The organism is Pseudomonas sp. HK3 (genome assembly GCF_052920985.1).
This window is the reverse complement of record NZ_JBREXD010000001.1, coordinates 794933-809776: the sequence shown is the minus strand read 5'-3', so window position 1 is coordinate 809776 and position 14844 is coordinate 794933. Positions and strand designations below refer to the sequence as shown.

Sequence of the window (14844 nt, the reverse complement as noted above, 5' to 3'; positions counted from 1 at the left end):
ATGCGCTTAATTGTTGTTTCATTATTAATAATCAACCTTGCTTACTTAGGTTATCAGTTTACTCAGCCAGTTCAGGTGACGCAGGAGGCGACAATTGATGTGGCCGTCGCAACGGGTGCGCAGCCAATACGATTGCTTTCCGAGGTGCCTTCAAAGCCAAGAGAAATAAGTGCGTCGCCTTCGAGTCACAGTCCATTGTGTTGGGCGGTGGGCCCGTATCCTGTGGAGTTAGATGCCAAACATCTCTACGCCCGCATGTTGGCGATGGATATGCGCGCAAAAGTAGAGTCTCAATCGGTTGTGATTAAAGAAGAGTTTTGGGCTTATTTACCGCCCTTGGCTAACCGTAAGCAGGCGATGCGTAAATTAAAAGAACTGCAAAAGCGTAAGGTTGATAGTTTTGTTATTACAGAGGGTGAGCTAGAGAATGGCATTTCATTAGGTTTGTTTGCTCAGCAGGCTTCAGTGGATCGTTTGCTTGAGCGCCTGACTGAAAAAAACATAACCGCCAGTGTTAAGCCCCTCAAGCGGACTCGCAATCAATACTGGGTAACCGCACCTATTGATTCGCAATATCCGGTGGATGAGGCAACCCGAAATCGGCTCATGGAAGGCAAAGAAAATCCTTGGCTGCAAATTCGTTGCGATTCGGGTTTGCCTCAAGCATAAAACTTGGGTATAGTGCGCGCCCTCTTCACCAAGTTCTTGTGGTGAAGAAAGTAGGTGGTATCGACTAAGTGTTTGAAAATATGTAATTTTTAATAGAATTACTTGACAGCAAACACAAGCATCGGCACAATCTGCGCCACAATTTGGTGGGGTTCCCGAGTGGCCAAAGGGATCAGACTGTAAATCTGACGCGAAAGCTTCGCTGGTTCGAATCCAGCTCCCACCACCATGATTTCTAGGCAGATCTTAAAGCAGTATAAGATTGAGTTGGCCTTTAAGGTTTTGCGGGTATGGTACAATGGTAGAACCTCAGCCTTCCAAGCTGATGATGCGGGTTCGATTCCCGCTACCCGCTCCAGTGTCGCTGATATAGCTCAGTCGGTAGAGCGCATCCTTGGTAAGGATGAGGTCGGCAGTTCGAATCTGCCTATCAGCACCATTAATAAAGTTTAAATTGAAGGTAGTTTATATCCTGTCATGGGGTGGACTGCCTTTTTGTGTATATGTACTTGCTAAAAAAACTGAGGCGTTATTATGGCTAAGGAACAATTTGAGCGTAACAAACCGCACGTAAACGTAGGCACAATTGGCCACGTTGACCACGGTAAGACTACGCTAACAGCAGCACTAACTCGTGTTGCAGCAGAAGTTTTCGGTGGTAAAGCGGTAGATTTCGCAAACATCGATAACGCCCCAGAAGAACGTGAGCGTGGTATTACTATCGCAACTTCTCACGTTGAATATGAAACAACTGACCGTCACTACGCACACGTAGATTGCCCAGGACACGCGGATTATGTTAAAAACATGATCACTGGTGCTGCGCAAATGGACGGCGCGATCCTAGTATGTGGCGCAACTGACGGCCCTATGCCTCAGACTCGTGAGCACATCCTACTATCTCGTCAGGTTGGTGTACCATACATCGTTGTATTCCTAAACAAAGCTGACCTACTTGCAGAAGATTGTGGTGGTTTTGGTACAGAAGAATACGAAGAAATGCTAGAACTAGTAGACATGGAACTGCGTGACCTACTATCTGAGTACGACTTCCCAGGTGACGACACTCCAATCGTTCCAGGTTCTGCACTAATGGCATTGAATGGCGACGACACTGACGGTCTTGGTACTTCAGCTGTTAAGAAACTGCTTGAAACACTAGACAGCTACATCCCAGAGCCAGAGCGTGCAATCGACGGTGCATTCATCATGCCGATCGAAGACGTATTCTCTATCCAGGGTCGTGGTACCGTAGTAACGGGTCGTGTTGAGCGCGGAATCGTACGTACTGGTGAAGAAGTTGAAATCGTTGGTATCAAAGACACAACGAAAACAACCGTTACCGGTGTTGAAATGTTCCGTAAGCTTCTAGACGAAGGTCGTGCTGGCGAAAACTGTGGTGTACTACTACGTGGTACTAAGCGTGATGACGTACAACGTGGTCAAGTACTATGTAAGCCTGGTTCAATCTCTCCACACACTAAGTTCGAAGCTGAAGTATACGTGTTGGGTAAAGATGAAGGCGGACGTCACACTCCATTCTTCAAAGGTTACCGTCCACAGTTCTACTTCCGTACAACTGACGTAACAGGAGAATGTATTCTTCCTGAAGGCGTAGAAATGGTAATGCCTGGTGATAACGTTCAACTAACAGTTGAATTGATTCACCCAATCGCGATGGACGAAGGTCTACGTTTCGCGATTCGTGAAGGTGGTCGTACTGTAGGTGCGGGCGTTGTTGCTAAAATCACTGAGTAATCGTTGATTTAACAATGCAAAGAAAAGGCAGCCTCGGCTGCCTTTTTGGGTATAGCCTCTTGTATGTTTTAGGGGTAGGAAAGCGGTCTTAAAGTTTAAGATTGTTTTACGGGTGTGTACTAAGTTGTTAAATTTAGTAAATCTGCGCTAAATAGTTGATTTTTATACTAGCTTGGGTAGAATTCACCGCCCGTATATCGGGATAGGCCAGTAGTTCAATTGGTAGAGCGTCGGTCTCCAAAACCGAAAGTTGGGGGTTCGAGTCCCTCCTGGCCTGCCAAATTTTTTAAGGAAGTGGCACGTGTGCCACTTTTTTGCTATAGGAATTTGTGAATATGAGTGGAAACACTAGCACCACAAGATCACCATTGAATATGCTTAAATGGCTAGTTGCTATTGCGGTAGCTGCGGGTGCTGTTGTTGGTAATCAGGTGTATGCGGAATTTGGTTTGTTGTATCGCATACTTGGTGTTGTTGCGTTATTTGCTGTTGCATTTGGCATTGCAGCAATGACCACTCAAGGCAAAGCCTTTTTGACGTTGCTTAAAGAAGCCAACATCGAACGACGCAAGGTTGTTTGGCCTACTCGCCAAGAAACCGTGCAAACCACAATGATTGTTGTTGCGGTAGTGATTTTAGTTGCAATTATACTGTGGGGTCTAGATTCTCTGTTAAGCTGGATCGTTTCTAGCGTGATCGGATAGGAGAGCTCAATGGCTATGCGCTGGTATGTTGTTCATGCCTACTCAGGTTATGAAAAGCGAGTGATGAACTCGTTAAGAGAACAAATTGAACTGCAAGGTATGCAGGATAGCTTCGGTGAGATATTAGTACCGACCGAAGAAGTGATCGAAATGCGCGATGGTAAAAAGCGCAAGAGTGAACGTAAGTTCTATCCTGGTTATGTGTTAGTTGAAATGGATATGATTGATGCTTCTTGGCATTTGGTAAAAGAAACGCCTCGTGTAATGGGTTTCATTGGTGGTACGGCAGATAAGCCTGCACCTATTACCAAAAAAGAAGCGGATGCTATATTGCAGCGTGTTAAAGATGGCGAAGATAGTCAGCCTACTCATAAAACAATTTATGAGCCTGGTGAGATGATTCGTGTAATCGATGGACCGTTTGCAGACTTTAATGGTGTGGTTGAACATGTTGATTATGTTAAATCTCGCGTTAAGGTAGCCGTTACAATTTTTGGTCGTTCTACACCTGTCGAGCTTGAGTTTGGCCAAGTAGAAAAAGCGGCTTAATTGGCCTTCGGGTTAATTAAGAGGCGCTGTAAATTGCAATAATAAGAATAGCTGATGAAGGTTATGGTAATGCCATGGTCTGAGTCGGCTTTTCATGCAGCTGCGATTTGTAAAGCGTTTGTTTAAACAGGGGAGCCGAAAGGCGTTATCACCCAATGAGAGGTAATCATGGCTAAGAAAATAGAAGCTTATATTAAGCTACAAGTAAAAGCCGGCGCAGCTAACCCAAGTCCTCCAGTAGGTCCTGCGTTAGGTCAGCACGGTCTAAACATTATGGAATTCTGTAAAGCGTTTAACGCATCTACACAGAAGATGGAAGGTCCAGTACCTGTTGTCATCACTGTATATAGCGATCGCAGCTTTACGTTTGAAACCAAGACGCCACCAGCATCTTACCTGCTTAAAAAAGCAGCGGGCATCAAGAGCGGTTCTGCTCGTCCGAATACTGATAAAGTAGGTAAAGTCTCTCGTGCTCAGCTAGAAGAAATTGCTGAACTTAAAATGAAAGACCTAACTGCTGCTGATATGAATGCAGCTGTCCGTACTATCGCTGGTTCTGCTCGCGCTATGGGTATTGATACAGAGGGTGTTGAGTAATGGCTAAGTTATCAAAACGCGTTAAAGCGTTCCGCGCAAAAGTAGATGTACTTAAGACTTACAGCATTGCTGAAGCGGTATCTATTTTAAAAGAAGTGTCTGTTGTTAAATTTGCTGAGTCTGTTGACGTTGCAATTAACCTTGGCATTGATGCACGTAAATCTGACCAAAACGTTCGTGGTGCAACTGTACTGCCTAACGGTACTGGTAAAGAAGTTCGTGTTGCTGTGTTCACTCAAGGTGCTAACGCTGAAGCGGCTAAAGAAGCCGGTGCTGATGTTGTTGGTATGGAAGACTTGATGGCGCAAATGAAAGGCGGCGATCTAGATTTCGGCGTTGTTATCGCGTCTCCTGATGCAATGCGTGTTGTTGGTCAGCTAGGTCAGCTATTAGGTCCTCGTGGCCTAATGCCTAACCCTAAAGTGGGTACGGTTACACCTGACGTTGCGACTGCTGTTAAGAACGCCAAAGCGGGTCAAGTACGCTATCGTAACGACAAGAACGGTATTATTCACTGTTCTCTAGGTAAAGTTGCTTTTGAAGAAAAAGCAATTTCTGAAAACCTAGCTGCTCTAGTAGCAGACCTTAAGAAAGCTAAACCTGCTAACGCAAAAGGTGCTTTTCTTAAGAAAGCGACTCTATCTACTACGATGGGTCCTGGTATTACAATCGATTTATCAACAGTTGAAGCGGTTTAATCCTCTTTAATTTGTTGGAAAAAGAACTTTGGGGTCCTTTTTAATTTTAAAAAGGACTGTCAAAGACCGCAGGTGTTAGTTATTTAAGAGGCTTTATGAGTCTGAATTCTAAATAACTTTCTTAATTTCCTGCGCAGATGGTGTGCACCCCGATTCAGAATTTCTGTTTTATTTGTAAATAGATAAGTACTGAGTTAAGTCGCACCTAACTTGCTCGTAAGAGCATTAACTAGACTTGTAGGAGTTGAATGTGGCTTTAGGTCTGAACGATAAAAAAGCGATCGTAGCTGAAGTTCAGGAAGCTGCTTCTAGCGCTCTTTCAGCAGTTGTTGCGGATGCCCGTGGCGTAACTGTTGGAGCGATGACTGCTCTTCGTAAAGAAGCTCGTGAAAACGGCGTCTGGATGAAAGTAGTTCGTAACACTCTAGCTAAGCGTGCAATCGAAGGTACTTCAGTTGAGTGTATTTCTAGCACTCTAACTGGCCCAAGCTTAATTGCCTTCTCTTCTGAGCACCCAGGTGCTGCAGCGCGAATTTTCAAGAATTTCGCGAAAGAGAACGACAAATTTGAGCTTAAAGTAGCTGCGTTTGAAGGTGAATTAGTTGATTTCGGTATGTTGGCAACATTGCCTACTTACGACGAAGCTATCGCCAAGCTAATGGCTGTTATGAAAGAAGCATCTGCTGGTAAATTGGTACGTACAATTGCCGCTATCCGTGATCAGAAAGAAGAAGCAGCTGCTTAATATATTTATTAAGTGTGTTTCCGATTTAAGAATTAATGGGCTTTGTGCCCCATAAGTTAGGTATTTAAAAATGGCTATCTCTCAAGAAGATATCTTAAACGCTGTTGCTGAAATGTCTGTAACAGATGTTGTTGCTTTAATCGAAGCAATGGAAGAAAAATTCGGCGTAACGGCTGCTGTTGCTGCTGCAGGACCTGCTGCTGCTGGTGAAGCTGCTGCTGAGCAATCTGAATTTGACGTTATGCTTACTGCCATTGGCGAGAAGAAAGTTAACGTAATCAAAGCAGTTCGCGAAGCGACTGGCCTTGGTCTTAAAGAAGCGAAAGGCATGGTTGACGGCGTTCCTTCAGCTATCCGTGAAGGCGCATCTAAAGAAGAAGCAGAAGAGCTTAAAGCTAAGCTTGAAGCTGCTGGTGCAACGGTTGAACTTAAGTAATCTTAAGATTGATTCTTGCATTGCATAAAGTGAGGCGCTAAGTTATTTAGTTGCACACTGGCTGGTGGGCTATTGTCCGCCGGCCTTTTTCCGTTCTGTGTTGAGTTGTCTAGTAGTTTGTTGTTAGTCCAATTTAGCCAGTCGGCGGCTTTTTTAAGCCAACGCGCGGGGTTTTAGACCCATATTACAAGATCTTTTTTAAGGTCTTAGTCTAGGTGATACAGCTGGGGATTGCTGATGGCGTACTCTTATACAGAGAAAAAACGAATCCGTAAGGATTTTGGTAAGCTGCCAAGGGTGATGGACGTCCCCTATCTGCTTGCTATTCAATTAGATTCATACAGAAGTTATTTACAGGCGGACAAGCAGGTTGATGCTCGTGTAGACATAGGTCTTCATGCTGCATTTAAATCAGTCTTTCCGATTGTAAGTTACAGTGGCAGTGCCGCACTAGAGTACGTAAGTTATCGTCTTGGTGTGCCTGTTTTCGATGAAAAAGAATGTATGTTACGCGGCGTGACCTATGCGGCACCGCTACGCGTAAAAGTGCGTCTGATCATTTATGATAAAGACTCATCGAACAAAGCAATTAAAGACATCAAAGAGCAAGAAGTGTACATGGGTGAAATGCCTTTGATGACGGATAATGGTACTTTCATTATCAATGGTACAGAGCGAGTTATCGTATCTCAGCTTCATCGCTCTCCTGGCGTTTTCTACGATCATGATAAAGGTAAGACTCACTCATCAGGTAAGCTGTTGTATAGCGCCCGTGTGATCCCTTACCGTGGTTCATGGTTGGATTTTGAATTCGACCCTAAAGATTTAGTTTACGCACGTATTGACCGTCGTCGTAAATTGCCTGCAACTATTCTTTTACGTGCGCTTGGCTTTGAAACAGGCCAAATTTTGGAAATGTTCTTCGATAACGATAAATTCGAAATCGATGGCGAAGCGGTTCGCTTAGAGCTTATTCCAGAGCGTTTACGTGGTGAAACAGCCTCTTTCGATATGAAAGATCCTAAAGGCAATGTGATTGTTGAAGAAGGTCGTCGTATTACGGCGCGTCACATTCGTCAGATGGAAAAAGAAGGCATGAAGAGCCTAGAAGTACCGTCTGAATACTTCTATGGCAAAGTGATCGCGAAAGATATCGTTGATCCATCAACTGGTGAATTAATTGCTGAGTGTAACAGTGAAATTACTGTTGAATTACTTGAGCAAATTGTTGCCGCAGGTATCAAAGAAGTTGAGACTATCTACAGCAACGAACTAGATTGTGGTGCTTTCATCTCTGATACATTACGTATAGACCCATCTCGCACACGCCTAGAAGCGCTTGTGGAGATCTATCGTATGATGCGTCCTGGCGAGCCACCAACGAAAGAATCTGCCGAAGGCTTATTTGAAAACTTATTCTTCACCGACGAACGTTATGACTTATCCGCTGTAGGTCGTATGAAGTTCAACCGCCGTTTAGGCCGTGAAGAAGTTGAAGGTTCTGGCACCCTTAGCAACAACGACATTATCGATGTGCTGAAAGGCTTAATTGATATTCGTAACGGTAAAGGCGAAGTGGACGATATCGATCACTTGGGTAACCGTCGTATTCGTTCTGTTGGTGACAATGGCCGAAAACCAATTCCGTGTTGGTCTAGTACGTGTTGAGCGTGCTGTACGTGAACGTTTATCAATGGCTGAATCTGAAGGCCTTATGCCTCAGGATTTAATCAACGCTAAACCAGTTGCCGCTGCAATCAAAGAATTCTTTGGTTCATCTCAGCTGTCTCAGTTCATGGACCAAAACAACCCGCTTTCAGAAGTGACTCACAAGCGTCGTATCTCTGCATTAGGACCCGGCGGTCTTACTCGTGAACGTGCTGGTTTTGAAGTTCGAGATGTTCATGCGACTCACTATGGTCGTGTATGTCCTATCGAAACACCTGAAGGTCCAAACATTGGTCTGATTAACTCGTTATCTACTTATGCGCGTACAAACGAATATGGTTTCTTAGAAACGCCATATCGTAAAGTGACCGACGGTACGGTAACGGACGATATCATGTACTTGTCTGCCATTAACGAATCCAACTATGTTATCGCACAGGCGTCAGCGCCGCGTGATGATAATGGTAAGTTAACTGGTGACCTGATCAGTGTTCGTCACAAAAATGAATTTACAGTAACCCCACCAGAAAACGTAACTTTGATGGATGTATCTCCACAACAGGTTATCTCTGTGGCGGCCTCTTTGATTCCGTTCTTAGAACACGATGATGCTAACCGCGCATTGATGGGATCGAACATGCAGCGTCAGGCTGTACCAACATTAGTTGCTGAGAAGCCATTAGTGGGTACGGGTATCGAGAGCAACGTAGCTCGCGATTCCGGCGTATGTGTTGTCGCTAAGCGTGGTGGTGTTATCGACACTGTTGATGCTAGTCGTATCGTTGTTCGCGTAAGCGATGATGAGATTCAGGCTGGTGAAGCGGGCGTTGATATTTACAATTTAACAAAATATACCCGTTCTAACCAAAATACTTGTATCAACCAAAAGCCTTTGGTTCGTCAAGGTGATGCGGTTGTACGTGGCGATATTATGGCCGACGGCCCATCTGTTGACTTAGGTGAGCTAGCGCTTGGTCAAAACATGCGCATCGCGTTTATGCCTTGGAATGGTTACAACTACGAAGACTCCATCTTGTTGTCTGAGAATGTTGCCCAGCAAGATCGTTTAACGACGATCCATATCCAAGAGCTAACCTGTGTTGCTCGTGATACTAAGTTAGGGCCTGAAGAAATTTCTGCGGATATTCCAAACGTAGGTGAATCTGCGTTAGGCAAACTGGATGAGTCCGGTATCGTTTATATCGGTGCTGAAGTGAACCCTGGTGATATCCTAGTAGGTAAAGTGACACCTAAAGGTGAAACCCAGCTTACGCCGGAAGAAAAACTACTACGCGCTATCTTTGGTGAAAAAGCGTCTGACGTAAAAGATACCTCTTTACGTGTTAAGACGGGTACCACAGGTACGATCATCGATGTACAAGTGTTCACCCGTGATGGCGTAGAAAAAGACCAGCGTGCTCGTGATATTGAGAAGTCTCAACTTGATCAAGTTCGTAAGGATTTAAACGAAGAATTCCGTATCGTTGAAGAAGCGACATTCGAACGTTTAGCTCGCACTTTAACCGGTCTAACGGTTGCAGCGGCTCCTGGTCTTGCAAAAGGTGATGTCTTATCCGCTGAATACTTAGCAGGTTTAGCCCACAGCGAATGGTTCAAGATTCGTCCACAAGACGAAGCGGCAGCAGAGCTACTTGAGCGTGCTGAAGAAGCCCTTGAAGAGCGTCGTAAAGAGCTTGACGAGAAGTTCGAAGATAAGAAGAAAAAACTACAAACCGGTGATGACTTGGCACCTGGCGTTCTTAAGATCGTTAAGGTTTACCTAGCCATTAAGCGGAAGATCCAGCCTGGTGATAAAATGGCCGGTCGTCACGGTAACAAAGGTGTTATCTCAGCGATCATGCCAGTTGAAGACATGCCATATGATGAGAAGGGTGTTGCGGTTGATATCGTACTGAACCCGCTAGGTGTACCGTCACGTATGAACGTGGGGCAGATCCTAGAAACGCATATGGGTATGGCAGCTAAAGGCTTGGGTGAAAAGATTGACGAAATGATCAAACAGCAGCGTGCTGTTATCGATATTCGTGACTTCTTAGGCAAGATCTATAACCACAGCGACGAAGTGATTCAAGAAGACCTTGATAGCTTTAATGATGCGGAAATTTTAGAGCTAGCCGGCAACCTGCGTAAAGGTGTGCCTATGGCAACACCAGCGTTTGATGGTGCAAGAGAAACTGAACTGAAGCAAATGTTGAAATTAGCGGGTATTCCTGACTCTGGTCAAGTATCGCTATTCGACGGTCGCACAGGCGAGAAATTTGATCGACCTGTTACCGTTGGCTACATGTATATGCTGAAATTGAACCACTTGGTAGACGATAAAATGCACGCTCGTTCTACTGGTTCTTACAGTTTGGTAACTCAGCAACCACTTGGCGGTAAAGCGCAATTCGGTGGTCAGCGTTTCGGTGAGATGGAAGTGTGGGCACTAGAAGCATACGGTGCTGCATATACGCTCCAGGAAATGCTAACCGTTAAATCCGATGATGTTCAAGGTCGTACCAAAATGTATAAAAACATTGTGGACGGTGATCATCGTATGGAACCGGGTATGCCTGAGTCCTTTAACGTATTGGTTAAAGAAATTCGTTCTCTCGGTATTCATATCGAGCTTGAGAACGAATAAGGCTCTGATCCTATATCAGATAAAGGACGCGGGTTTCGGCCCGCGGTTATTAACTCCGCTAGGAGCTAAAGGCAGATGAAAGACTTATTAAATTTGCTACGCAAAGAGTCTCAGGCTGAAGAATTCGACTCAATTCGAATTGGCCTTGCTTCACCCGACATGATTCGTTCATGGTCGTTTGGTGAAGTTAAAAAACCAGAAACAATTAACTATCGTACGTTCAAACCTGAACGTGATGGTTTGTTCTGCTCTCGTATTTTCGGTCCGATTAAAGACTACGAATGCTTGTGTGGAAAATATAAGCGTCTTAAGCACCGCGGAGTAATCTGTGAGAAGTGTGGTGTTGAAGTAACGCTTGCTAAAGTACGTCGTGAGCGTATGGGTCATATCGACCTAGCGTCTCCTGTTGCGCACATTTGGTTCCTTAAATCATTACCATCACGTATTGGTTTAATGCTAGATATGACGCTACGTGACATCGAGCGTATTCTTTACTACGAATCATTTGTTGTAATCGATCCGGGCATGACCACTCTTGAGAAAGGTCAGCTGTTGAACGATGAGCAATACTATGAAGCAATCGAAGAGTTCGGTGACGAGTTCGACGCTAAAATGGGTGCTGAAGCCGTTCAAGCCCTTTTAGCCGATATCGATCTTGAGCACGAAGTGCAAGATTTGCGTGAGCAAATTCCTGCAACTAACTCAGAGACTAAGCTGAAGAAAATTTCTAAGCGTCTTAAGTTGCTAGAAGCGTTCCATAAGTCAGGTAACGATCCTAAATGGATGGTTATGACAGTACTGCCTGTACTGCCGCCTGATCTTCGTCCGCTAGTACCTTTGGATGGTGGCCGTTTTGCCACATCTGATTTGAACGATTTATATCGTCGTGTAATCAACCGTAACAACCGTCTAAAACGTCTTCTTGAGCTTAATGCTCCAGACATCATCGTACGTAACGAAAAGCGTATGCTGCAAGAGTCTGTAGATGCGTTATTAGATAACGGTCGTCGTGGTCGTGCTATTACTGGTTCTAACAAACGTCCGCTTAAATCTCTTGCCGATATGATCAAGGGTAAGCAAGGTCGTTTCCGTCAGAACTTACTTGGTAAACGTGTAGATTACTCAGGTCGTTCTGTAATTACCGTAGGCCCATACTTGCGCTTACACCAGTGTGGTCTTCCTAAGAAGATGGCACTTGAATTATTTAAACCATTTATTTTTAGCAAGCTTGAGCACCGTGGTTTAGCCACAACCATCAAAGCCGCTAAGAAAATGGTTGAACGTGAAGAAGCCGTTGTTTGGGATATCTTGGATGAAGTCATCCGTGAACACCCAGTGATGCTTAACCGTGCGCCAACACTTCACAGACTAGGTATCCAGGCATTCGAACCACTACTAATTGAAGGTAAAGCGATTCAGCTTCACCCGTTAGTATGTGCGGCATACAACGCCGATTTCGATGGTGACCAAATGGCGGTACACGTTCCATTAACAACCGAAGCTCAGTTAGAAGCGCGTGCGTTAATGATGTCTACCAACAACGTTCTATCGCCTGCGAATGGTGATCCGATCATCGTACCATCTCAGGACGTTGTACTGGGTCTGTACTACATGACTCGTGATCGAGTAAATGCAACTGGTGAAGGTTCTATCTTCTCTGATATCAAAGAAGTACAGCGCGCTTATCGTACTGGCCAAGCTGAACTTCATGCAAAAGTCAAAGTGCGTATTACTCAAACTTTGTATGCAGAAGACGGTAGCGAAGTGACAACAACAAATGTTGAAGATACGACCGTTGGTCGTGCCATCTTGTTTGATATTGTCCCGAACGGCATTCCGTTTGAAGCGGTTAACCAAGCAATGAAGAAGAAAGCAATTTCTAAGCTTCTAGATATGGCTTACCGTAACTGTGGTCTAAAAGACACGGTCGTATTTGCTGACCAAATTATGTATACCGGTTTCCAATATGCAACGACATCAGGTGCATCTATCGGTGTAAATGACTTCGTTATTCCTGATGCAAAAGCCAAGATCATTGGTGAAGCACAAGGCCAAGTAAAAGAGATCGAAGATCAATTTGCTTCTGGTTTGGTAACGCAAGGTGAAAAATATAACAAAGTTGTGGATATCTGGTCCCGCGCTAATGAATTAGTTGCGAAAGCCATGATGGACAACTTAGGTACAGACGAAGTTGAAGACCGCGACGGTAACATTGTTGACCAAGAATCGTTCAACAGTGTTTACATGATGGCCGACTCAGGTGCTCGTGGTAGCCCAGCTCAGATTCGTCAGTTAGCGGGTATGCGTGGTTTGATGGCCAAGCCGGATGGCTCGATCATCGAAACGCCGATCACTGCAAACTTCCGTGAAGGTCTATCAGTACTTCAGTACTTTACCTCTACTCACGGTGCGCGTAAGGGTCTTGCGGATACCGCATTGAAAACAGCAAACTCGGGTTATCTAACTCGTCGTCTTGTTGACGTAGCGCAAGACGTAGTAGTGACACAAAACGATTGTGGTACCACAGAAGGTCTAATGATGACGCCTCTTATTGAAGGCGGCGACGTTGTTGTTCCACTAGGTACTCGAATTCTTGGTCGTGTTGTTGCCGAAGATGTAATTAAGCCAGGTACTGCTGATCAAGTAGTTGTACCAGCGGGTACGTTAATCGATGAGAAATGGGTTGAGATTATCGAAGCTGCTAGCATCGATGAGCTAAAAGCACGCTCTCCTATTACTTGTGTAACTAAGTATGGTATTTGTGCCGCTTGTTATGGTCGTGACCTAGCTCGTGGTCATCTTGTTAACCAAGGTGAAGCGGTTGGTGTTATTGCTGCACAGTCCATCGGTGAGCCAGGTACACAGCTAACCATGCGTACGTTCCACATCGGTGGTGCGGCATCACGTGCAACGGCTATCGATAGTGTTCAAATTAAGAATGCTGGTACGGTTCGTCTTCACAACATGAAGACAGTAGAACGTGAAGACGGTGCATTAGTACTGGTATCTCGTTCTAGCGCCATCGCTATTGCCGATGAATTTGGTCGTGAGCGAGAGCTATACAAACTACCTTATGGTGCAGTTGTAACGTCTAAAGACGGCTCTAAAGTCGAAGCTGGACAGAAGATCGCATCTTGGGATCCGCACACTCACCCAATCATCACAGAAGTAGGTGGTCGTATTGAGTTTGTTGGTCTAGAAGAAGGCATTACCATTACTCGTCAAACAGATGAGCTAACGGGCCTTTCTACTATTCAGGTTATGGATCCAACGACCCGCCCAGCGGCAGGTAAAGATATTCGTCCAATGGTTAAGTTGGTTGATGCGAAGGGTGAAGACATTAACTTCCCTGGTACCACCACTCCAGCGCAATACCTATTGCCAGCTAATTCCATGGTAAACCATGAGAATGGCTCTGATGTGAAAGTGGGTGATGCGATTGCACGTATTCCACAAGAATCATCTGGTAACAAGGACATCACCGGTGGTCTACCGCGCGTAGCGGACTTGTTTGAAGCTCGTAAGCCTAAAGAACCTGCAATTCTTGCAGAGATGTCAGGTGTTATCGGCTTTGGTAAAGAGACCAAAGGTAAGAAACGTTTAGTGATTACGCCTAAAGATGGTTCAGAACCATACGAAGAGTTAATCCCTAAATGGCGTCACATGAACGTATTCGAAGGTGAAAGTGTTGAGCGAGGCGAGGTTATCTCTGATGGCCCGTTAAACCCACACGACATCCTTCGTCTACTAGGTGTTAGTGAACTAGCGGTTTACATCACCAACGAAGTACAAGAAGTTTACCGTCTGCAAGGCGTAGGCATTAACGATAAGCACATTGAAACGATCATTCGTCAGATGTTGCGTAAAATTGAAGTTAATGACTCAGGTGATACCAACTTTATTCAAGGTGATCAGGTCGAATTCTCTGATTATGTTGCGCAAAATGCGGCATTGAACGCACAGGATAAATTTCCTGCGAAAGGTCAACGTCAGCTACTAGGTATTACTAAAGCCTCTCTTGCGACTGAATCTTTCATCTCAGCGGCATCGTTCCAAGAAACGACGCGCGTACTGACTGAAGGCTCGGTAACGGGTAAGCGAGATCATTTACGTGGTCTGAAAGAAAACGTTGTAGTAGGTCGTCTGATACCAGCTGGTACCGGTCTTTCCTATCACAGCGAGCGTAAACGCAAACGTGAAGAGCGTGAAAACGATAAGTTGAAACCTCTAACTGCACCAAGCGTGAGCGCTGACGACGTCGAAGCGGCATTGTCTGAAGCATTAAAAGACAACATTTAATGTGGAATCTAGCTAGGGCTTATGGCTTTAGCTTTTAAAGAAAGGTGTGCATTTATTGCACGCCTTTCTTGACT

General features: G+C 44.9%; 9 protein-coding genes, 4 tRNA genes and 1 pseudogene. All 14 read left to right on the top strand.

The features are described 5' to 3' along the window. The 14 genes and pseudogenes from ACU6U9_RS03860 to rpoC all read left to right on the top strand — a co-directional run bounded on the left by ACU6U9_RS03860 (position 1) and on the right by rpoC (position 14770). The gene (locus ACU6U9_RS03860) at positions 1–669 is read left to right on the top strand and encodes a hypothetical protein (protein ID WP_446733750.1); all 669 of its coding nucleotides are present in this window, start codon (positions 1–3) and stop codon (positions 667–669) included. 145 nt (positions 670–814) lie between these two features. Further along, positions 815–898, top strand: a tRNA-Tyr gene (locus ACU6U9_RS03855). A gap of 55 nt (positions 899–953) precedes the next feature. Continuing rightward, positions 954–1027, top strand: a tRNA-Gly gene (locus ACU6U9_RS03850). A gap of 5 nt (positions 1028–1032) precedes the next feature. Then, positions 1033–1108: transfer RNA gene (locus tag ACU6U9_RS03845), tRNA-Thr, on the top strand. A 95-nt stretch (positions 1109–1203) separates the two neighbouring features. Then, positions 1204–2427 carry an elongation factor Tu gene (gene tuf, locus ACU6U9_RS03840; RefSeq protein ID WP_446733741.1) on the top strand — a complete coding sequence of 408 codons (1224 nt, stop codon included), beginning with the start codon at positions 1204–1206 and terminating at the stop codon, positions 2425–2427. Positions 2428–2631: 204 nt separating this feature from the next. Continuing rightward, positions 2632–2707: transfer RNA gene (locus ACU6U9_RS03835), tRNA-Trp, on the top strand. A gap of 55 nt (positions 2708–2762) precedes the next feature. Then, a complete protein-coding gene (secE, locus tag ACU6U9_RS03830; RefSeq protein ID WP_446733749.1) occupies positions 2763–3131 on the top strand; it encodes a preprotein translocase subunit SecE in 369 nt (122 codons plus the stop codon). A 9-nt stretch (positions 3132–3140) separates the two neighbouring features. Further along, a complete protein-coding gene (nusG, locus tag ACU6U9_RS03825) occupies positions 3141–3680 on the top strand; it encodes a transcription termination/antitermination protein NusG (RefSeq protein ID WP_446733748.1) in 540 nt (179 codons plus the stop codon). A gap of 168 nt (positions 3681–3848) precedes the next feature. Then, positions 3849–4277 carry a 50S ribosomal protein L11 gene (gene rplK, locus ACU6U9_RS03820; RefSeq protein ID WP_446733747.1) on the top strand — a complete coding sequence of 143 codons (429 nt, stop codon included), beginning with the start codon at positions 3849–3851 and terminating at the stop codon, positions 4275–4277. Beyond that, positions 4277–4975 carry a 50S ribosomal protein L1 gene (gene rplA, locus ACU6U9_RS03815; protein WP_446733746.1) on the top strand — a complete coding sequence of 233 codons (699 nt, stop codon included), beginning with the start codon at positions 4277–4279 and terminating at the stop codon, positions 4973–4975. Before rplK ends, rplA begins: the two co-directional genes overlap by 1 nt. Positions 4976–5225: 250 nt before the next feature. Beyond that, positions 5226–5720, top strand: a complete 495-nt coding sequence (gene rplJ, locus ACU6U9_RS03810; protein ID WP_446733745.1) for a 50S ribosomal protein L10 — start codon at positions 5226–5228, stop codon at positions 5718–5720. A gap of 70 nt (positions 5721–5790) precedes the next feature. Next, entirely contained in the window at positions 5791–6156 is a 366-nt protein-coding gene (gene rplL, locus ACU6U9_RS03805; protein ID WP_446733744.1) for a 50S ribosomal protein L7/L12, read from the top strand. A gap of 237 nt (positions 6157–6393) precedes the next feature. Continuing rightward, positions 6394–10471: pseudogene (gene rpoB, locus ACU6U9_RS03800) on the top strand (DNA-directed RNA polymerase subunit beta). A gap of 75 nt (positions 10472–10546) precedes the next feature. Next, positions 10547–14770: a DNA-directed RNA polymerase subunit beta' gene (gene rpoC, locus ACU6U9_RS03795; protein WP_446733743.1), complete on the top strand. Its 4224-nt coding sequence runs from the start codon at positions 10547–10549 to the stop codon at positions 14768–14770. The last annotated feature ends 74 nt before the right edge of the window (positions 14771–14844 follow it).

Excerpts from the sequence above, each read along its gene's own strand:
- nusG (WP_446733748.1), top strand. The coding sequence starts at position 3,141 with ATGGCTATGCGCTGGTATGTTGTTCATGCCTACTCAGGTTATGAAAAG.
- secE (WP_446733749.1), top strand. The coding sequence starts at position 2,763 with ATGAGTGGAAACACTAGCACCACAAGATCACCATTGAATATGCTTAAA.
- tuf (WP_446733741.1), top strand. The coding sequence starts at position 1,204 with ATGGCTAAGGAACAATTTGAGCGTAACAAACCGCACGTAAACGTAGGC.
- rplA (WP_446733746.1), top strand. The coding sequence starts at position 4,277 with ATGGCTAAGTTATCAAAACGCGTTAAAGCGTTCCGCGCAAAAGTAGAT.
- rplL (WP_446733744.1), top strand. The coding sequence starts at position 5,791 with ATGGCTATCTCTCAAGAAGATATCTTAAACGCTGTTGCTGAAATGTCT.
- ACU6U9_RS03860 (WP_446733750.1), top strand. The coding sequence starts at position 1 with ATGCGCTTAATTGTTGTTTCATTATTAATAATCAACCTTGCTTACTTA.
- rplK (WP_446733747.1), top strand. The coding sequence starts at position 3,849 with ATGGCTAAGAAAATAGAAGCTTATATTAAGCTACAAGTAAAAGCCGGC.
- rpoC (WP_446733743.1), top strand. The coding sequence starts at position 10,547 with ATGAAAGACTTATTAAATTTGCTACGCAAAGAGTCTCAGGCTGAAGAA.